General features: G+C 66.3%; 16 protein-coding genes and 1 tRNA gene. 9 read left to right on the plus strand and 8 right to left on the minus strand.

All coding sequences use genetic code 11. The features are described 5' to 3' along the window. Nucleotides 1-31 precede the first annotated feature (31 nt). Nucleotides 32-685: a hypothetical protein gene (locus tag E5206_RS18690; protein ID WP_136323803.1), complete on the plus strand. Its 654-nt coding sequence runs from the start codon at nt 32-34 to the stop codon at nt 683-685. 15 nt (nt 686-700) lie between these two features. Here E5206_RS18690 and E5206_RS18695 read toward each other — a convergent pair whose 3' ends face one another. Next, nucleotides 701-1,726, minus strand: coding sequence for a hypothetical protein (locus tag E5206_RS18695; protein ID WP_136323804.1), 1,026 nt, complete (start codon nt 1,724-1,726; stop codon nt 701-703). A gap of 211 nt (nt 1,727-1,937) precedes the next feature. Here E5206_RS18695 and E5206_RS19385 point away from each other — a divergent pair, with 211 nt between their 5' ends. Further along, entirely contained in the window at nt 1,938-2,090 is a 153-nt protein-coding gene (locus E5206_RS19385; RefSeq protein WP_168709387.1) for a hypothetical protein, read from the plus strand. Nucleotides 2,091-2,194: 104 nt separating this feature from the next. Here the strand turns inward: E5206_RS19385 and E5206_RS18700 are convergent, their stop codons facing one another. Genes E5206_RS18700 through E5206_RS18710 form a run of 3 tightly spaced genes read right to left on the minus strand, consistent with a single transcriptional unit; the run spans nt 2,195 to nt 6,190 of the window. After that, complete coding sequence (locus E5206_RS18700) at nt 2,195-3,712, minus strand: EAL domain-containing protein (protein ID WP_136323805.1); 1,518 nt, start codon at nt 3,710-3,712, stop codon at nt 2,195-2,197. Beyond that, the gene (locus tag E5206_RS18705) at nt 3,702-4,151 is read right to left on the minus strand and encodes a hypothetical protein (RefSeq protein WP_136323806.1); all 450 of its coding nucleotides are present in this window, start codon (nt 4,149-4,151) and stop codon (nt 3,702-3,704) included. The genes E5206_RS18700 and E5206_RS18705 overlap by 11 nt, the downstream gene beginning before the upstream one ends. Further along, on the minus strand, nt 4,148-6,190 hold the full coding sequence (locus tag E5206_RS18710) for a glycosyltransferase family 2 protein (protein WP_136323807.1): 2,043 nt from the start codon (nt 6,188-6,190) through the stop codon (nt 4,148-4,150). Before E5206_RS18710 ends, E5206_RS18705 begins: the two co-directional genes overlap by 4 nt. Nucleotides 6,191-6,708: 518 nt before the next feature. Here E5206_RS18710 and E5206_RS18715 point away from each other — a divergent pair. Beyond that, a complete protein-coding gene (locus E5206_RS18715; RefSeq protein ID WP_240689846.1) occupies nt 6,709-8,298 on the plus strand; it encodes a carbohydrate-binding protein in 1,590 nt (529 codons plus the stop codon). A gap of 33 nt (nt 8,299-8,331) precedes the next feature. On the opposite strand, the gene E5206_RS18720 is transcribed toward E5206_RS18715, so the two are convergent. Next, the gene (locus E5206_RS18720) at nt 8,332-8,730 is read right to left on the minus strand and encodes a DUF998 domain-containing protein (RefSeq protein ID WP_240689848.1); all 399 of its coding nucleotides are present in this window, start codon (nt 8,728-8,730) and stop codon (nt 8,332-8,334) included. 292 nt (nt 8,731-9,022) lie between these two features. Here E5206_RS18720 and E5206_RS18725 point away from each other — a divergent pair. The 3 genes from E5206_RS18725 to E5206_RS18735 all read left to right on the plus strand — a co-directional run bounded on the left by E5206_RS18725 (nt 9,023) and on the right by E5206_RS18735 (nt 9,983). Further along, nucleotides 9,023-9,095, plus strand: a tRNA-Arg gene (locus tag E5206_RS18725). Nucleotide 9,096: 1 nt separating this feature from the next. Further along, nucleotides 9,097-9,582 carry a DUF6314 family protein gene (locus E5206_RS18730; protein WP_136323808.1) on the plus strand — a complete coding sequence of 162 codons (486 nt, stop codon included), beginning with the start codon at nt 9,097-9,099 and terminating at the stop codon, nt 9,580-9,582. Further along, nucleotides 9,579-9,983, plus strand: a complete 405-nt coding sequence (locus E5206_RS18735) for an NUDIX domain-containing protein (protein WP_136323809.1) — start codon at nt 9,579-9,581, stop codon at nt 9,981-9,983. The genes E5206_RS18730 and E5206_RS18735 overlap by 4 nt, the downstream gene beginning before the upstream one ends. Here E5206_RS18735 and E5206_RS18740 read toward each other — a convergent pair. Both E5206_RS18740 and E5206_RS18745 read right to left on the minus strand, forming a co-directional pair. After that, nucleotides 9,980-11,893, minus strand: a complete 1,914-nt coding sequence (locus E5206_RS18740) for an ABC transporter ATP-binding protein (protein WP_136323810.1) — start codon at nt 11,891-11,893, stop codon at nt 9,980-9,982. The genes E5206_RS18735 and E5206_RS18740 overlap by 4 nt on opposite strands. Continuing rightward, nucleotides 11,890-13,560 carry an ABC-F family ATP-binding cassette domain-containing protein gene (locus tag E5206_RS18745; RefSeq protein WP_136323811.1) on the minus strand — a complete coding sequence of 557 codons (1,671 nt, stop codon included), beginning with the start codon at nt 13,558-13,560 and terminating at the stop codon, nt 11,890-11,892. The genes E5206_RS18740 and E5206_RS18745 overlap by 4 nt, the downstream gene beginning before the upstream one ends. A 237-nt stretch (nt 13,561-13,797) precedes the next feature. Between E5206_RS18745 and E5206_RS18750 the strand changes: the two genes are divergently transcribed. The 3 genes from E5206_RS18750 to E5206_RS18760 all read left to right on the plus strand — a co-directional run bounded on the left by E5206_RS18750 (nt 13,798) and on the right by E5206_RS18760 (nt 16,300). Continuing rightward, nucleotides 13,798-14,544, plus strand: a complete 747-nt coding sequence (locus tag E5206_RS18750; protein ID WP_136323812.1) for a hypothetical protein — start codon at nt 13,798-13,800, stop codon at nt 14,542-14,544. After that, nucleotides 14,541-15,305: a hypothetical protein gene (locus tag E5206_RS18755; protein ID WP_136323813.1), complete on the plus strand. Its 765-nt coding sequence runs from the start codon at nt 14,541-14,543 to the stop codon at nt 15,303-15,305. The genes E5206_RS18750 and E5206_RS18755 overlap by 4 nt, the downstream gene beginning before the upstream one ends. A gap of 206 nt (nt 15,306-15,511) precedes the next feature. Further along, nucleotides 15,512-16,300: a hypothetical protein gene (locus tag E5206_RS18760; protein WP_136323814.1), complete on the plus strand. Its 789-nt coding sequence runs from the start codon at nt 15,512-15,514 to the stop codon at nt 16,298-16,300. Nucleotides 16,301-16,340: 40 nt separating this feature from the next. Here the strand turns inward: E5206_RS18760 and E5206_RS18765 are convergent, their stop codons facing one another. Further along, nucleotides 16,341-19,373 carry a glycoside hydrolase family 38 C-terminal domain-containing protein gene (locus E5206_RS18765; protein ID WP_136323815.1) on the minus strand — a complete coding sequence of 1,011 codons (3,033 nt, stop codon included), beginning with the start codon at nt 19,371-19,373 and terminating at the stop codon, nt 16,341-16,343. Nucleotides 19,374-19,418 lie beyond the last annotated feature (45 nt).

Consider the following 19,418-nt stretch of genomic DNA (forward strand, 5'->3'; position numbering starts at 1 on the left):
CGAGCCTACCGGGACGGACGATAATGGAGCCATGGCCAAGACACCCGCACAGCGGATCAAGAAGCACGGCGCCAACGCAGCCGTCCCCCAGCACCAGCTGCCGTCGGTGATCAACCCCAGCACCAGCAGGACTCCGCAGAAAGCCCAGAACAACAGCAATCTGATCGTCATTGCCGGGGTCGTGGCCAGCCTTTTCCTGTTCTGGTACGTCCACCTGCTCACCCTGAACCAACTCACACAGCTCTCCGGCGGCCTGGCCATGCCGGATTCCCTCATCGGGGGCTTTGACCAGGGCTATGTGGAGCAACTGCGGTCCGCAATGGACGGGGACGCCCGCGGGCAGCTCAACTATGTGCACAAGACGGCGGGCATGCTCTTCCCGCTGATATTCGGCTTCAGCTGGTTGCTGCTGATCGGAGCGAACGTGGCCCGCAAGCCGCTGCGCTGGGCGCTCTGGGCCGTGCCGATCCTCTTTGCCGTCGTCCGGCTCTGGGCCAACGGGGTCATCGACGCGATGATGTCCGCGGACGCGCTCGACGCCGGCCAGGTTGCGTTGGCGTCCGGGCTCACCGTGGCCGGCTGGGTACTGCTGGTGCTGAGCCTCGTGGCTGGCGGCACCGCGGTGTTCCTCGGGCGGAAACACGCCTCCCCGGCGGCTCCCGCGACGGGACATGCCCAGACCTGACCACGGCCGCAGGCCTCAGGACTCGGCGGCCAGGAAATCCCGCGCCTGGTCCGCGCGTTGCTGGGCGCCTGACGCCTCGAAATATCCGGCAGCCTTCAGCAGGTGTTCCCGGCTCGCGGGATGGTCTCCGATAGCTTCATGTGCACGGCCGAGCAGCAGGCAAGCTTCGCCGAGGATCTGGGGCGAGGTGTTGTCAGCCTCGGCGCAAACACCCTCGAGAATCTCGATGGCGGCTTCGAAGTCGCCGGCCAGATAGTTCCAGTGGCCACGGTTCAGCCTCATCAGCAGGAAATCGTTCGCACTTCCGCCGATAACGTCCGTCGCCAATTCCGCCCGCTCGATGCAGCGCAAGGTGTCCGCATCGGCGACATCGGCGGCCAGACGCATCGCGGCCGAGGCCTTGTTGAATTTCGCCCAGATATCAAGGTTCCTCGCCGGCGAGAAGGTCGCCGCCGCGAGCTCATGATAGTCCAGCCCCTCCTGCACTTTATTGCAGAGAAAGGCGACATTGCCGATGACCCAGTACGCCTTGCCCACCAGTTGGTCATCAACTTCGGCAGAAATCACATCCGCCAAGGCAAGGCATTCGGTCCATGCCTCATCAAGCCGCCCGATGTCCGCCAGTGCCGCGATCAGCGCCTGCCTCGCCTTGACGTTTGTTTCCACGTCTGATTCGTCTGAAACCAGGTCCACGGCTGCCCGGGCCGCATCTGCGGCCTGCTCCAGTAATCCGGCTCCCTGCCTGGCCATGGCCAGAAGAATGTACGTTCGTGCCTTGTCATGGCATGCGGTCGTAGCGCGGGGCCCATTGACCAAGTCGGCCGCCAGTTCAGCACATTCGTCAAAGTCCTCCGCGTCCAAGAGATTTTCCGCTTGGAAAAACGTCATGTTCCACCACGAGGCCAGATCCCCATCCAAGCGGGCAATTTCCGCGGCATCCTTCGCGCTGCTGGCAGCCTTGCTGAAGTCGTGATTGGACCGGTCTTTCCGCGCCTGCAGCTCGGCGGCGACATACGACGGCGAAACGGAGTTTTGTTGCATGGCTCAATTATCCGTTGCTTGGGAAGCGATTTGGTACAGAACGCGCAAGCATGACGCCCGCGGCAGGGGTCCAAAGAGTTGCCCGGGTACGCGCAAATAACATACCCGTTGGCGTTCCGGGAAAATTGTTATACAACGGCGTGTCGGATGCCCCTATACTAATCGTGCATCACATAAGTCACATCAGCCACTTACGTATCAGGAGTTCTAAATGAAGAAAACCCTCGCAACACTCCTCGTCGCCGGCGCGCTGGCTGCCGCAGGCTTTTCTGCCTCGGCCGCGGTTTCGGCAAGCGGTGACAACTCCAGCCAGGGCTCCATCGAAGCCGTCAACTGGTGGCCGAACTCCACCACGAAGAACTAACGGAGTCAGCAATCACGGACGGCGGGTAGCGGACGTTGATTCCGATACCCGCCGTTTTTGTGCCCCGCCCCTGACGGAGTGGCTGCCGCCGTCGTTCGGCACTGCTAGCCGCTGACGAGCGCCGCGATGCCGGCGGGAGGTACCGGCCGGCTGAAGTAGTACCCCTGGCCGCTGGCACAACCCAGCTTGGCGAGAATCTGCGCCTGTTCCGCCGTCTCGATTCCTTCGGCGACTGCCTCGAGGCCGCAGGCATGGATGAGGTGCAGCACCGCGGCGACGAAGTTCCTTTGCTCCTCGTTGTCCCCGAGTCCATCGATCAGGCTCTTGTCGATCTTGACCACGTGCACGGGCAGCTTGCGCAGGTAGCTGATGGAGGAATACCCGGTACCGAAGTCGTCGATTTCGAGCTTCACTCCCAGCCGGCGCAGCCCGCTCATGGAGTACTGGTCCACGTCCCCGCCATTGACCGCCATGGATTCCGTCAGCTCCACGACGAGGTTCGCGGCATCCACGCCCGTTTCCGTGAGGATGTCCCGGACATGCTCAATGAGGTCCAGGCTCTGTAACTCCGTCGTCGAGATGTTGACCCGGACATTGAAACTGCTGTCCACCTGCAGCTCCTGCTGCCAGTCGCGCAACTGACGCACCGCATGTCGCAAAACCCAGTGTCCCAGGTCCACAATCAACCCGGTCTCTTCGGCCAGCGGAATGAACTGGTCCGGCATCAGAAGCCCCCGCTCGGGATGGTTCCACCTCACGAGCGCTTCGACGCCTTCAATCTTGCCGGTCGCAAGTTCCACCACCGGCTGGTAATACAGGGTCAGCTGGTCCTGGCGGATCGCTTCGCGCATTTCCGTGATCATGACGCTCTGGAGCCGGCGGGCATACAGCAGCGCCGGTTCGAACACCTTGATGCTGCTGTGGGGCTGGGCCTTTGCCGCATACATGGCCGTATCGGCTTCCATGACCAGTTCCTCCGCGGTCTGGCCCTGTTCAGCGACCCGCAGCCCGATGCTCGTGCCGCAGGTGATGCGCAGGTCGCCGACCTCCAGGCTCTCACTGAGCGCCTTGAGGATCCTGTTGGCCACCCGGCGGGCACGCACAAGGTTGGACTTGGGCAGCATGACGGCGAACTCATCGCCGCCGAGGCGCGCGACGGTGTCCGTCCCTCGGACGGCTTCCTGCAGCCGCCTTGCGATCATCCGCAACACGTCGTCACCGGCGCTGTGTCCCAGCGTGTCGTTGATGCCTTTGAACGAATCGAGGTCCAGGATCAGCAGCGCCGGAGGCATTTCGCCCCGGGCGGCCTCCGCCAATGCGTGTCCCAGTGCCGAGTTCAGAGCCGTCCTGTTGGCCAGTTGGGTCAACGGGTCTGTGAGCGCCATGCGCTCGAGCTCGACCTGGGCCTCACGCAGCATCGCCGTACGGCTTTCGACGCGTTCCTCAAGTTCCTGATAGATGGCCTGCAGGTCGTCCGCCATCAGGTTGATGCCGGCGATGACGGCGGCGACGTCGTCCCGGGCCTCCGAGTGCGGAATCCTGGTGGTCAGGTCGCCTCCGGCGATCCGGACGATACCCTCGACGAGCGCGTGGAGCCGGGGGTCCGGCGGATCAGTCTTCACACGCGTACTGCCTCAACCACTCGATGGCCGCGGACTCGGAAACGAAAAACTCGGCAGGAACCGCCTCGGTCCTCGAGCGCAGCAGGTAGTGGGCGATGACCCTGTCCACGGGGCTCTCGCCCACGAGGGCAAACGCGGAAGCGGTAATGGAGCGGACGTAAACGTGCCGCGCCTCGGCGCTGACACCCACGACGCCGGTGATGACCAGAAGGACCGGCATACGCCGGCCGTTGGCGAGGGAGCGTACCGTGGCGCCTGCAACACGCGCCTCCGGTCCCGCGATTTCCTGGTTGGGTGGCAATATGACCCCGATGATGCCGGGTTCCATCATCCGGACGCTGATCGGCTGTGCCATGCCACCTTCAGCGCCGGCAAGCTGTTCAGTTGGATTCTCTCCGGGCGTGCGCTCATCGGGCCCGACCAGCGCTTCAACCGTCATCGGGCCGCAATTCGACGGCGGCGGTCCGTGGACCCGCGCAGGTCCCGGTTCAGCCGGCGGTCGCCGTGATAGAGAATCGTTTCCCAGTCGATTTCCTCGACGGTCTTGGCAATCAAGGGGCTCTCCTTCACTTTCTTGGGCCGGGGACTGACATAGAGCCAGTTAACCATCCCGAGGAATACATCCACTGCGGAGTTGAAGACCCCGATATAGGCGCGGATCGCGCCGGCGGCCAGGATGGCGTTCAGGGAGGCGAAGGCCACGTTGCCCCAGTTCCCCAACTGCGCGTCCCGCCACACTGTCAGCAGCGAGAAGGCCACAATGGCGTAGGGCGTCAGGACGTAGATGGCCGGCGCCGCGGTGCGGTCCTTGACCTTGGGGGTCCGGGCGAAGGGGATCTTGTCGCCCGTGACGGCCTGTTGCAGGGATTTCAGGACCCCGGCCAGGTTCACCGGAAGCAGGACCAGGTTGAACCCGTAGATCCGGAAGATGTCACTGAAGCGGTGCCCGCAGTCGCGCAGGTCGCTGCCCATGGCCAGAAAGTAGGGAAGGGCGGCAAGGAACACGATAGGGCTCAGCAGCCGGCTGTCGTAGGGGTAGGCCAGCAGGAAAAGCAGGCCGAAGCTCGCCCAGGCGATGGACGCCATGTAGTTCACCCGCAGCAGCACCTCCCGGAAGAGGATCGCCCGGCGCTCGGATCTGTGCTGGCGCAGCTGGACCCACAGTTTGGGCAGGATCAGCAGGCCCCCGTTGGCCCAGCGCCGGCGCTGGACAACCAGCGAACCGAAGTCCGGCGGGGTGGCGCTGTAGCTGAGCCGCTCGGGGTAGTTCACCAGGGTCCAGCCGTGCTGGCCGAGGTCGATGCTGGATTCGGTGTCTTCGATGACGGTCCGGTCCTGGATGTAGGTGCGGATCTCGAATCCCCCGCTGGACTCCACCTCGACGATGTCCTCCAGGGCGCGCTTGCGGATGACGGCGTTGGCCCCCACCCAAAAGGTCGCACCGTAGTACGTCATGCCCTGGTGCAGGATGTGCTGGAGGTCAGTGGTGGCTCCGGCGACCCGCTCGATCCGGGTGGGCGCGCCACGGAAGGAGGAGTACGGCGTCTGGGTCACCGCGACGCGCTCGTTGCCGGCGGATTCCAGGAAGTAGACCAGCCGCAGGCAGTAATCGCGCAGCAGGAGTGAGTCCGCGTCGAGCGTCAACAGGTAGGTGGTGTCACGGACCTCCATGACCTGGCCCTGCAGCTCAGGACCGACGTCGCCCGCCACCTTGCGGAGCACCACACCGTCGGCGGTGGTTTCCTTGTTCCAGCTGTGCCCCATCAGCGAAATGTACGCATTGAGGTTCATCGCCTTGTTCGCCTCATGGGAGAGGCTGGCGTACTTTTTGCGTTCAAACGTCTCAGTCTTCACGTTGAAGATCCAGGTCAGCCGGAGGTAGAGCTCCTCGATCCGGGACATCGGCGGCGAGGCCTGCTGTACCAAGGCAGCAGTCAGGCCCAGAAGCACCAGCCTCAGCTCGCGGGCCAGCCCCATGAGGACAAGGTCAACAATGAACTCGTCGACGTGGTCCTCAACCTTTTCGGCAGCGGCCATCGACTCCAGCCATTCGGCGGCGGCCTCGTATTCGGCGATCAGCAGGTCCAGCTCCACGGCACCGCCCTCCGCGCCGCGCCCGGGCGTCTTTTCCCGGCGCCGGAATTCGGCCAGGGCCGTGTTGAAGCGGGCGGCCGGGGCGCTGAGTTCGGCGGCGATCTCCGCGGTTAGCGCGCGGGTCCTGTCCAGCCTGGCCCGGTCGCCGGGATCCGAGGGGTGCGGCGGGTCGTCCAGCAGCAGGACAACCTTCAGATCCGGGAACTCCTGCAGGGCCGCGGACCACAGCGTGGCGCGCACCACCTGGGGTTCTTCGGCATAGGAGGGCACCAGGACCGTGATGCCTTCGGAGTATTCGGCAAAGTGGCGGTCCAGTTCGCCGCGCGGCACCCGCGTGTGGTCGCGGAAACGGTAAAGGGCCCCTTGCCGGGCGAGCAGGTACATCAATGCAGAAAATGTCAGGAATGTTACGACGACAAGATAGGAAATCGTCTCGAACTGAAATCTGAAACCCGGATTCGGATTATCCGCCCATTCCCTCAGGACGGTGGAAATGACGTAGCCAATCCAGGCGGCCAGCGTCGTGAGAATTCCCAGCCGGCCAAGGATTATTTTGCGCCTGGACGGTCTCGGATGAACAATGGACAGCGGCTCGGACCGCCGTTCGGCCCCCCATTGACGGCGCCGGACCGCACCCTTTTGTTCGGTCGTAACGCTTTCCGCATCCCAGCGCGGCAAGACAAGCTGATCTGGCATTAGTCCCCACAAGACTGCAAAGTCGGCAAATTGGCACGCGCCTACGGCAAACCACGCACGCCTCACCGGAATGTTCAGGTGAGTGCCCTTATGATAATGCAAGGTCAGACGCTTGCCGGACATCAGACACCCCGGAAATTACACGAGTTGATACCGGCGGCCGGCGAGTGCCGGGCCGTTCAATGAAAGACACACAAGGGGGCCCTGTGTCCGAACGATTCCCAGGCCGCAAGCTATCAGTGGTCCGGCTTGGCATCCTCATCGGCGCCGTGGCGGCTGCCGCCGCCGGCGGCGTGGCAGCGTGGGGCAACTTCCAGGATGTCCGGGCGGCCGAGGCCATCCCGTCCGTCTTCTCGGGGTATGTCGACGTCACGGCGACGCCGCGGTTCGCCTTCGAGGCCCCGGCGTCCAAGGAAGCCGAAAATGTCGTGCTGTCCTTCGTGGTCGCCGACCCGAAGGATCCGTGCACGCCTTCCTGGGGCGCCGCCTACTCGCTCTCGGAGGCGGCATCGGCGCTGGACCTGGACCGGCGGGTGGCAAGGCTCGAGCAACTCGGCGGCACCGCCGCCGTGTCCTTCGGCGGGCTGGCCAACCAGGAGCTGGCCGTCAGCTGTACAGATCCCGCCAAGCTGAAGTCGGCCTACGGGACCGTCATCGACCGCTACAACGTCAGCAGCATCGATCTGGATGTGGAAGGGGAGGCCCTCTCCGACCCGGCAGCCGTGGAACGGCGTTCCAGCGCCATCGCCGCGCTCCAGCAGGACCGGCAGCGCGACGGCAAGGGGCTCAGCGTCTGGCTGACGCTGCCGGCGGATCCCAACGGCCTCACGACGGCGGGCAGCGACGCCGTGAACCGGATGATCACCGCCGGCGTCGACCTGGCCGGGGTGAACGCCATGACGATGGACTATGGCGGGAGCAAGCTGGCGGGCCGTTCCATGTACGAGAACGCAGTGTCCGCCGCGGAAGCCACGCACGGGCAGCTGAGTGCCCTGTACCGGGCAGCAGGCAGAGAACTCGGCAGTGAAATGGTGTGGCGCAAGATCGGCCTCACGCCGATGATCGGCCAGAACGACATCCCAGGCGAAATCTTCACGCTCAAGGACGCCCAGGACCTCAGCAGCTACGCGAGCGGCAAGGGTATCGGCCGGCTGTCCATCTGGTCCCTCAACCGGGACTGGACCTGCAGCCCGAACTTCCCTGACGTCAGGCAGGTCTCGGACGGTTGCAGCGGCGTTGACCAGAGTGGATCGACGTTCGCCTCGATCCTCGGCGCCGGCGTGGCCGCCGGCCCGGTCCCGGAACCGACGGCTCCGGCACGGCAGACGGCGTCTCCCGCCGTGACGGACAATCCGTCCACCAGCCCGTATCCGGTGTGGTCGGCAAGCAGCACCTACACGGCCGGGGATCGGATTGTGCGGCATTCCAACGTCTACGAGGCCAAATGGTGGACCCGCGGAGACTCCCCCGACGATCCCGTACTCCAGGGTGGCGCCACCCCGTGGCGCCTCATCGGCCCCGTATTGCCCGGCGACAAGCCGGCTCCGAAACTGACGGCGCCTGAAGGTACGGCGCCCCCGTGGCAGCCGTCCAGCATCTATGTCAAGGGTGACCGCGTGCTCTTCGAAGGCCGGGTCTTCGAAGCGAAGTGGTGGACCCAGACGGACAGCCCCGACGCCGCGCTGCAGGGCGCAGGGGAATCACCCTGGTGGAAGCTGCCGGACGAAGAACTGCTGAAGATCATGGCCACAGCGACAGCGGCTGCCGCGCCGTCGCCGGCCGCCACCGGCAAGTAGGCCGCTTGGGTGCCGCCGGCCCTCAAGCGGCCCTCAGATGTCCGGTGCCGTGCGGGGCCGCCTGACTCTCCCGGCGCTCCTGGCGGCGCGTTCCTGCCGGACGCGCTGCGCCACCAGGCCTACTGCGGCCACGCCGATGGTGATGGGGCAGCCCATCAGCCGCTCCAGGGTTCCGGGCTCGGGCACCTGCATGCCGGTCAGCCCGCTCGCCACGAGCGCACCGAAGGACACCGCGCCGCACGCCAGGATCGACCAGCCCAGCGGCGGCTGCCTGAACCACAGGCAGCCCAGGAGCAACAGCGCGACGGCCCCGGCCGCGAAGTACACCACGGCGCCCACCAGATGCCAGGCGGACCCCGTATCCTCGGGCACCAGGCCCACGATGACCGTGCCTGCACCGGCCACAAGGGTGAGCGAGCGGGCGGCGATCACGGCGGACCTGGGTGTCCGCCGGACAGGTTCCGCGGCCGGCCCGGCGGCTGTACGGTTCGTCTCCGGCCCAGGCCCCGATCACGGCGGTCTCCGCCACGAAATACTGCAACACACTCAGCTTCGCGAGTGCGCCGACATAGAACCGGGTGGACGCCACATCAGGGAGTAGACGACGTCGTTACTGCGGGCGGTTGCTGCGGCTGCCATGCCAAGAGCGTAGTACGCGTCCTCACCTTGTATGCTTATATCCGTGTCCCAACGGGCCGGCCAAGGGCCGGCGACGCGGATGCCCGCCCTCGTAGCTCAGTGGATAGAGCACGGCTCTCCTAAAGCCGGTGTCGTTGGTTCGATTCCAATCGAGGGCACTTGAATTCGCCAGCCCCGGACGCCGGTCCGGAATTCGATCTCCGCGCCTACCTGCTGGGCGCCTGGAGCGTGGAGCGCACCCTGCTGGACCGGGCCAGCGGCACCCGTGGAAGCTTTGCCGGCGCCGCCCGGTTCACCGAAACAGGCGACGGCGGCGGCCTCCACTTTCATGAGGAAGGCACCGTGAGCTGGACCTCCTACAACGGCGGGCCCTTCACCGGACCGGCCAGCCGGGACTATCTGCTCCGGCCCACGGACGCCCGGGACACGCTGGACATGTTCTTCCCCGACGGCCGGCCCTTCCACCGGATGGGCTTTTCGGAGCGGAGCCGTCAGGACCGGCACTGGTGCGACCCGGATACCTACAAGGTGAGCTACACAATGATCGGTCCGCACGAATTCCGCTACCGCTGGGACGTCACCGGGCCCGTCAAGGACCAGCTGCTCGAGTCCGTGCTGCACCGTCGGCCAGGATCCCCCACGTGAATCCCCTGATAGTCGTCTCCGCCGTCTGCGTGTTCGATGACGCCGGGCGCCTCCTGACCGTCCGCAAGCGGGGCACGGACAAGTTCATGCATCCGGGCGGCAAACCCGAGGCCGGCGAAACCGCCGCCCAGACCGCGGCCCGGGAGCTGGAAGAAGAGGTGGGGATCGTGCTGGCCCCCGAGAAGCTGGAGCTCCTGGGCATCTGGCTGGCGGATGCCGCCAACGAGGCCGCCACCCAGATCGAGGCCACCGTCTTCATGGCGCCCGGGGTCTGGAGCGCCCGCCCCTCGGCCGAGATTGCCGAGATCCGCTGGCTGGACCTCGCTGCGGAATTGCCGGACGACCTTGCCCCGTTGCTCACAGGCCACGTGCTGCCGGCGCTGTCCGCCGGATCGGACTAGAGCCCGGGCACGGCTTCTTCGGCCACTGCCGTGGCTTCGGCGAACTGCGTCCGGTAGAGCTCCGCGTAGCGGCCGTCGGCGGCAAGGAGACCGGTATGGGTGCCCCGCTCCACGATGGAGCCGTTCTCCACCACCAGGATCACATCGGCCGCGCGGATCGTAGAGAGCCGGTGGGCAATCACGACGGCGGTGCGCCCCTCGAGCGCGGCGCCCAGAGCCTCCTGTACCGCGGCCTCGTTGGTGGAATCCAGGGCGGCCGTAGCCTCGTCCAGGATCACCACCCTCGGCTGGGCGATGAGCAGCCGAGCGATGGTCAGGCGCTGGCGTTCGCCGCCGGAGAGGCGGTAGCCGCGCTCCCCCACCACGGTGTCCAGGCCGTCCGGCAGCGACCGGACCATCTCCTCGAGCCGGGCCTGGCGCACCACGTCCCACATCTGGTCTAAGGTGGCGTCGGGCCGGGCCAGGCGCAGGTTGGAGGCGATGCTTTCGTGGAACAGGTGCCCGTCCTGCGTCACCATGCCCAGGGTCTCACGCATGGAGTCGAAGGTGAGGTCGCGGACGTCCACGCCGGTGCCGGGTGCCGTGCCGCCGAAACGGACGGCGCCGGAATCGACGTCGTACAGCCGCGCCAGCAGCTGCGCGATGGTGGACTTGCCGGCACCCGAGGAGCCCACGAGTGCCACGGTCTGGCCGGGTTCCACCCGGAAGCTGATGCCGTGCAGTACTTCTTCGCCGCCGCGGGTGTCCAGCGTGGACACGTCCTCCAACGAGGCCAGCGAGACCTTGTCCGCCGAGGGGTAGGCGAAGCGGACGTCGTCGAACTCCACGGACAGCGGACCGGTCGGCGACGCCACGGCGTCGGGCTTCTGCTGGATGAGGGGCTTGAGGTCCAGGATCTCGAAGACCCGCTCGAAGCTGACCAGGGCACTCATGATCTCCACCCGGGCATTGGAGAGCGCCGTCAGCGGTGCGTAAAGGCGGGTGAGGAGCAGCGCCAGCACAACGACGTCGCCCGCGGCCAGCTGCCCCTGCAGCGCCAGGAAGCCGCCCAGGCCGTAGACCAGGGCGAGGGCCAGCGCCGAGACGAGCGTCAGGGCCGTGACGAAGGTGAACTGCAGCATCGCCGTGCGCACGCCGATGTCACGTACCCGGCCGGCCCGAAGGGCGAACTCCCGGGATTCCTCATCCGGGCGGCCAAAGAGCTTCACCAGGGTGGCACCGGGCGCGGAGAACCGCTCCGTCATCTGGGTGCCCATGGCGGCATTATGCCCCGCGGCTTCGCGGCGGAGATCGGCCAGCTTGGAGCCCATCCGGCGGGCCGGAATCAGGAAGATCGGCAGCAGGACCATGGCCAGCACGGTGACGAGCCAGGATTTATTCAGCATCACCGCGAGCGTCAGGGCCAGGGCCACGACGTTGCTGACGACGCCGGACAGCGTTCCGGCGAAGGCCGACTGTGCGCCGATGACATCGTTGTTCAGCCGGCTCACGAGTGCTCCGGTCCGTGTGCGGGTGAAGAAGGCGATCGGCATCTTCTGCACGTGGTCGAACACCTTGGTGCGCAGGTCCACGATCACGCCCTCGCCGATCGTGGAGGACAGCCAGCGGGTGACGAGGCCGATCCCGGCCTCGGCAACCGCCACGATGGCGATCAGCACCGCCAGCCAGACCACCACGCCGGTGCCCGCGCCGGCGATAATCGCATCAACCACCTGGCCGGCGAGGACGGGGGTGGCCACGGCCAGCACGGCCATCACAATGGACAGCAGCACGAAGGCGATCAGCCGGCGCCGGTGCGGTCGCGCGAAGCTGAAGACGCGTTTGAGTGTCTCCTTCGAGAACGGCTTGGAGCCGCTCGAGGCGCGCGTGATGTTGTAGAGGGAGCTCCAGGCTACCCGGTCCATGCTCATTTTGTGGTGCCTTTCGGGGCGGTATGGCCCAGCATTTCGGTGACGACGCCGTTGTCCACGTTCCAGCGCGCGTCAAGGCGCACATTTTCCAGCAGCCGGCGGTCATGCGTGACCAGGAGCAGCGCGCCGTCGTAGCTTTCGAGGGCTTCCTCAAGCTGCTCGATGGCGGGCAGGTCAAGGTGGTTGGTGGGTTCGTCCAGGACCAGCAGGTTCACGCCGCGCGCCTGCAGCAGCGCCAGTGCCGCCCTGGTCCGCTCCCCCGGCGACAGGGAATCCACCGGGCGCCCGGTATGGTCCGCTTTGAGGCCGAACTTGGCCAGCAGGGTGCGGACTTCAGCCGCGGTCAGGTCCGTCAGGACGGCCTCAACGGCGTCGCCAAGCAACAGCCCGCCGGCGAGCAGCCCGCGCGCCTGGTCGATCTCGCCGATGGCGACAGAGGCGCCCATCGATGCGTCGCCGGAGTCAGGCTGCCGGCCGCCGAGCAGGAGTCGGAGGAGGGTGGACTTGCCGGCGCCGTTGGGGCCGGTGATGCCGATCCGCTCGCCCGCGTTCAGCTGCAGGTTCACCGGTCCCAGTGTGAAGCCGCCCTGGTGCACGACAGCGTCCCGGAGGGTGGCCACGACGGCGCTGGAACGCGGCGCCGCGCCGATGCTGAACTGAAGTTGCCATTCCTTGCGGGGCTCTTCCACCACGTCGAGGCGCGCAATCCGGGATTCCATCTGGCGGACCTTCTGGGCCTGCTTTTCGGAGGACTCGGTGCTGGCCGCCCGCCGGATCTTGTCATTGTCCGGGCTCTTCTTCATGGCATTCCGGACGCCCTGCGAGCTCCACTCGCGCTGGGTCCGGGCGCGGGAGACCAGGTCAGCCTTGGTCGAAGCGAATTCCTCGAAACGCTCACGGGCGTGGCGGCGGCCGACGGCGCGTTCCTCCAGGAAGGCCTCGTAGCCGCCGTCGTAGACCGCGACCGAATTCTGGGCGAGGTCCAGTTCCACCACGGTGGTGACGCAGCGTGCCAGGAACTCGCGGTCGTGCGAGACCAGCACGACGCCGCCGCGCAGGCCCTGGACGAAGCCCTCAAGCTTGGCGAGGCCGCTCAGGTCCAGGTCATTGGTGGGTTCGTCCAGCAGGACGATATCGAAGCGGCTCAGCAGCAGGGCCGCGAGCGCCACCCTGGCGGCCTGGCCGCCGGAGAGCCCGGTCATCTCCGCGTCCGGGCCCACCTCGAGTCCGAGGTCGGCCAGGACCGGGGGGATCCGTTCCTCCAAATCCGCGGCACCGGATGCCATCCAGCGGTCAAACGCCAGCGAGTAGGCGTCGTCGGAGCCGGGAGCGCCCAGGCCCAGGGCCTCGGCCGTGGACTCCATGGCAACGGTGGCCTGGGCGCAGCCGGTGCGCCGCGCAATGTAGCCGGCCACCGTCTCACCGGTGATCCGCTCGTGTTCCTGCGGCAGCCAGCCCACGAAGGCGTCTGCCGGCGCGAGGCTGACCGTTCCCTCCTGCGGTTTGTCGACGCCCGCCATGAGCCGGAGCAGGGTGGATTTACCCGCGCCGTTGGCACCCACGACGCCGACAACATCGCCGGGAGCGACGGTCAGGGAGAGTTTGGAGAAAAGTGTGCGGTGATCGTGACCACCGGCAAGGTCTTTGGCAACAAGTGTTGCAGTCATTAGTCAATCCTCTCACCACGGCCCAAAACGGGCAGCCCTGACCAGCCCTCCCAACGGGCCGAAGATCCCCGGGCATGAAAGAACCCGCCGGTCCGGACTTGGGGGGTGTACGGACCAGCGGGTTCGAGCATTTAGCATAGTTGAATCAGACCTCAACGTAAAATCGCTGCGCCGGGAATCGCTGCACGTCCGCGCGCCGGAAACCGCTGCCCCCAACGTCCCAGCAGGAAACCGTAGATGCCGTTACCCGCCAAGGCATTCCAACTCTGGCTCCATGGAGTCGCTCCGGATGCGAGCACGGCCGACATCTGCAGGATCTCCGGCATCAAGCGGACCACCCTGGCGCAGCAACTGGTGCGCGGCAAGGTCGCGGAGACCACCCTCGTGAGCATCAGCCGTGCCCTGCACCGTAACCCCTTGGCGGATCTGGCTTCGTTCGAGAGCTACGCGGGGCTGGCCGGGAAGCCCCGGCTGCCGACCCCGGCGGAACTTGTCAGCCAGATTGCCACCATGGATCTGCTGCGCGCGGTGATTTCCCGCTCATCCCCGGCGTACGGCGGCTACGGGGACGAAGGCAGTTCGTTGACGCCGGCACTCGGTCCCACCCCTCACGCCACCTCGGTCCGGAACTGGGTGGACGCGATCGACGACGGCGAACTGCGGCACCGGGTATCGGCCGCAACCGGAGTCGCGCCACAGAACTATTCGGCACAGCTGACGGCCAACCGGCTGTCCCCGGAGCTCGCGGTCGCGACGGCCCGCGCTGCTGGCGTAGGATTCACGGGCGGTCTCGTCGCGACCGGATTAATTACCGAGGCTGAAGCGGGCTGGCCGCCAGAGGCCAGGCAGACGGCCCTCGATGCCTTATCCGATGGTGAGCTCACGGCCCTTGCGGGCGAGCGCCTGCAAACCCTTGGCAAGACGCTCCGCCGCCAGGAGCACGAACAAGCACAAACAGAAAAGATTTGGGAGAACCTCGGATGATCGCGATCCTGCAGTGGACCACATTGGCAGCGTGCGGCATCGTCGCACTCGCCCGCATTCCCAGCGCATTGCGGGGACAGAACCCGTCCATCTTCGGAATCTTCGCGCTGTCCACCTTCGCCGTCCTTCTCAGCATCGAGGAACCATACATGGCGATCGATGCGTGGCTGGGCTCCAACAACTACACCAACCTGATTCTGCGGTTCCTGGCTTACGGCACAATCCTGATGGCGGGATACCGGATCGCGAGGGCCTTTGATGCTCCCAAGAGCATCGGCGCCATAGTCGGCCCTGCCGGTCTCGGAGTGCTCCTCATGATCGCCGTCGCCACCGTGACACTCTTTCTGCTGGCCGACACCACCGGATCCGTCACCGGACTCACTACGTTGCCAAATCGAAGCCCGCGGAATGCAGACTTGATCGAGCTCTACGCGGCTGCTGGCCGCCTCTACCCGTCGTATGTTGCCGCTTGCATCCTTCCCGCCACTATTCACGCCGCCGGAAAGAAATTGCCGATGGCAATTCGTGTCGGAGCGCTGCTGTTGACCGGGGCTTTCGCCGGGATGGTGCTTGGCTCGTTCGCCCCGCTGATTCCGCAACCTCTCGCTTTCTTGAAGTACTTCATCAGCTACATCCCGATCCTTTTCCTTGCTGTGGGACTCGCACTCGTCTGGATCTCCAGCCTCGTGGCCCAACGCAAATCGAAGAAGAAACCGGGTTATACCGAACTGTCACAAACGGAGCATTCACAAAATCATTAGATTGTGAGAGAATCATGAATGTGTGAAAGCGGCAATCGCTTCGTGAACGGAATTCACCCGTGCGAAGCCGAGGCAGCCGCCCAAACGCCATTGGGGGGATGAGTGGTAGCGGTCCGGAAGGGCCGCTCCCACTCAGCCTGTTTAAGGGCACTTTCCCCGGCCCTGTCGCCGGCACGGCGTACTGCCCGATGTGAGACAATCCGGCCATGGCGAGCCTTGGATGGACCACGCTGGTAGTATGTGCCATGGCTCTGCTCGTCCGCGTTCCGGACGCCATCCGGGGGCGGAACAGGACCGTTTTCGGAATATTGCTTCTGGCCACCGTGTGCAGCCTGCTCAGCATCTCCGGCCCCTACGAAGCCCTAGACCGCCAGCTTGGGGGCTGGAACCTCACCAATCTCATCCTGCGGTTCCTCGTGTTCGCAACAATGTTATTGGTCGGCCGGCGGGTCGCCAAGGGACTCACTTCGGTGCGAGGCGCCCGCTTGATCGCCGGCACCACGGGCCGGTGGGCGCTCGGACTCAGCGGCCTGGCCGTAGCAGGGATCTTCCTCATGATGGATACCCGCGGGTCATCGGCGGGGCTGCTGGACATCGCTGACCGTGGAGGACGGAGTGCCGTCCTCGCCCCATATTATGCCGCCGCGGGTCGCAGCTATCCGGCGTTCGTCTCGCTCGTCCTGTTGCCCTCCTTGCTCGCCACGGCCCGGAGCCGGCTGCCCCGGCTGGTCCGCGCCGGGGCCCTCCTGATGGCCATCGGCGCCCTTTGCGCTGCCCTGAGCCTGCCGGCTTCCCTGAGCCTGCCGGCTGACTGGGATCTTGCCCAGCATGTCCTCAATTACGCAGCAGTCCTGGGCTATGTCCTGGGCCTCGTCCTGTTCTGGTTTTCGGGGCTGATCGCCCAGGCACCCGGCAGCTTAACCGCAACACCGCGCCGGCAGGCACTGCAAAGGAAAGTACTGCAAAGGAAAGTACTGCACAGGCACGGCCGATGAGGCTGCCCGGACCGGCTGGCTTCCCCGCGCCCAGCTGCCCTCAGCGCGCAAATCTCAAGGTCACCAGCTGGAACGGCCGAAGCGACAGCTCCGCAGTACCGGGACCGGCCACCACCCCCGGGGCAGCAACCTCGCGCTCCAAAAGATCCACGGTCTGAACACGGGTGACGTCGAAGTTGGCCTTCACCTGTCCCACGGACCGTTCCCCCAGCGATTCGTAGACCCGCACGATCACGTCGCCTGAGCCGTCCTCCGCGAGCTTGACCGCCTCGATGACGAGGGCGGTGTTGGAGACCGTGAACAACGGTTGGAGACCCTTGGCGCCCTTGACCACGCGCGGCGCCAGGTTGGTGCGGTAGCCCTCCTCGACGGCGTCGGCGATGCTGGCGCCGGGCCGGATGGTCACGGTCAGCTCATGGCGCCCGCGGTCCGCCCGGGGGTCCGGAAACCTGGACGCCCGCAGGAGTGAGACGCGCACCGTCGTCGTCGTCCCGCCGTCAGCCTCCCGGATATTTCGGGTGACGTCGTGGCCGTAGCTGGAGGCGTTGGAGACCGCCACCCCGTAGCCTGGCTCGGCGACGTGGATCCAGCGGTGCGCACAGATCTCGAACTTCGCCGCTTCCCAGGAGGTGTTGACGTGGGTGGGGCGGAACACGTGCCCGAACTGGGTTTCCGAGGCCGAGCGGTCCGCCCTGACGTCGAGCGCGAAGCCGAGCTTGAGCAGTTTCTGGCTTTCCTGCCAATCCACCGCCGTGCAAATCGACAGCGAAGGGGCTCCCGGCTCCAGCAAGATCCGCTGCGTCACCGCCGAGGAGCCGGCCATCCGCTCCACCACGACGACGGCCGGGCCGTCCGCCCGGTGGCCCCGCTCCAGTGTCACCGAGCGCGCTTCGGTCAGTTGGACGACGTTCCGGCGGTAGAACGCGTCGATGTCCCACGCGTCCCATTCGTTCGGCGTGTCCCGGTGCAGCTCCAGGAGGTTCCCGGAGTGACCGGGCGCAATGGCCTCGCGCCCGCTGGCGTAATCCCTGAGCGACGCCAGCAGTCCGTTCGCATCCACCACCGCCCGGATGATGCCGTTGTCCAGGACGTAGCCGCCCTGGGACTCCGTGACGGACACCGGATCTCCGCGCCGGTCCGGCTCGGCCGCGGCCAGCGCGGGAACACCCTGACGCTCGTGCGGAGCGGCGTTGAGCAGGAAGTCCCGCTCCCCTGCGCCCAGGCCCGCGGCGGCAGCGTCCGCGATAATCGATTCGAGCGCGGTTCCGACGGCGGCATAGTTCCGCTCGGCGTCCTGGTGGACCCAGGCGATGGCACTGCCCGGAAGGATGTCATGGAACTGCTGCAGCAGCACGAGCCGCCACAGCCTCTTGAGCTCCGCTGCCGGGTAGCTGTAACCGGCACGCACCGCCGCCGTGGCGCACCACAGCTCCGCTTCCCGGAGCAGGTGCTCGCTGCGCCGGTTCCCCAGCTTGGTCCGGGCCTGGCTGGTGTAGGTGCCCCGGTGCAGTTCGAGGTACAGCTCTCCCGCCCAGACCGGCGGGGACTCGTATTCCGCCTGGGCCCGGGCAAAGAACGTTCCGGCAGTGCCGGTCTGCACCCTCGGGGAACCCTCGAGGTCCGCGGTGCGCCGGGCGGCCGCCAGCATCTCCCGCGTGGGGCCGCCGCCGCCGTCGCCGTAGCCGAACGGAAGCAGGGAGATCGTTCCCCGGCCGTGGTCCCGGTAGTTCCGTTCCGCATGGGCCAGTTCCCGGCCGCTGAGCTCTGAGCTGTAGCTGTCCACCGGCGGGAAGTGGGTGAACAGCCGGGTGCCGTCGATGCCCTCCCAGTTGAAGGTGTGATGCGGCATCCTGTTGACCTGGTTCCAGGAGATCTTCTGGGTCAGGAACCATTGGCTGCCCGCGGCCTTAACGATTTGCGGCAGCGCCGCCGAGTACCCGAAGGTGTCGGGGAGCCATGCTTCCTGGCAGTCGATGCCGAACTCGGCCAGGAAGAAGCTCTTGCCTTCGAGGAACTGGCGGGCCATGGCTTCGCCACCGGGCATGTTGGAGTCCGCCTCGACCCACATGCCCCCCACGGGGACAAACTGGCCGGTCTTGACCTTCTCCCGGATGCGGCCGAACAGCTCCGGGTACGATTCCTTGATCCAGGCGAACTGCTGGGCGCTGGAGCAGGAGAATACGAACCCCGGGTGCTCATCCATCAGCGCGACAACATTGGAAAACGTCCTGGCGCACTTGCGGATGGTCTCCCGCACCGGCCACAGCCAGGCGGAGTCGATGTGCGCGTGCCCCGTGGCCAGCAGTTGGTGGGCCGAGGCATAGGCAGGCCGTGCCAGGACGGCGGCCAGGGCCTCACGGCCCGCGGCTGCCGTTCCGGGGACGTCTTCTGGGTCCAGGATGTCCAGCATCCGTTCGAGCGCACGCAGGATCTCGTGGCGCCGGGGCAGGTCCATGGGCAGTTCGTGCATAAGCCCGCTGAGCGTCCAGATGTCCTGCTGCAGCTCCCACACGGTCCGGTTGAGCTCTGCAATGACGATCTGCCCGAGGCGGTATTTCGGTTCGCTCCCCGAGGTCGCCTTGTCGCCGTACGGCGTTGCCGCGAAGGTCCAGCCCTGGGACAAGTCGGGGTTCGCCGCCGCCTCGACGTAGAAGTCAACGGATTTTCCGCCGCCCAGGAGCTTCAGCGGGACATGCTGGTTCCGCGGGGAGATGGCTTTGACGACGGTCCCGTCCGGCCGCCAGGCGGTGCCTTCGCACTGGAACCCGGGCAGATCGGCACTGAAGCCCAGATCCACCAGGATTTCCACTGCGGTCCCCGGAGCCGTCCCCCACGAGTCCGGCACATCCCCCTGCAGCCGCAGCCACTTGGTGCTCCAGGGCGGGCCCCAGGCCGCTCCGTGCTCCTGCGGGGTGAACTCCTGCCGGAGGGCCTCCGTCACCGGGACCGGCTCACCAGGCACATCCCAGCTGTCCAGCGTCAGCCGGACGCTGCGCGGATACACCGCCGGAACGATCCGTTCGCGCACGAAGCGGTCCAGCCGGACTTCCGTGAGGCGGCGGTCGTCATGCAATGTGATCCTCGTTAGCGCCGGGGACGAAGCTGTAACTCATCCATT

Source organism: Arthrobacter sp. PAMC25564, from assembly GCF_004798705.1.
GTDB lineage: Bacteria > Actinomycetota > Actinomycetes > Actinomycetales > Micrococcaceae > Arthrobacter.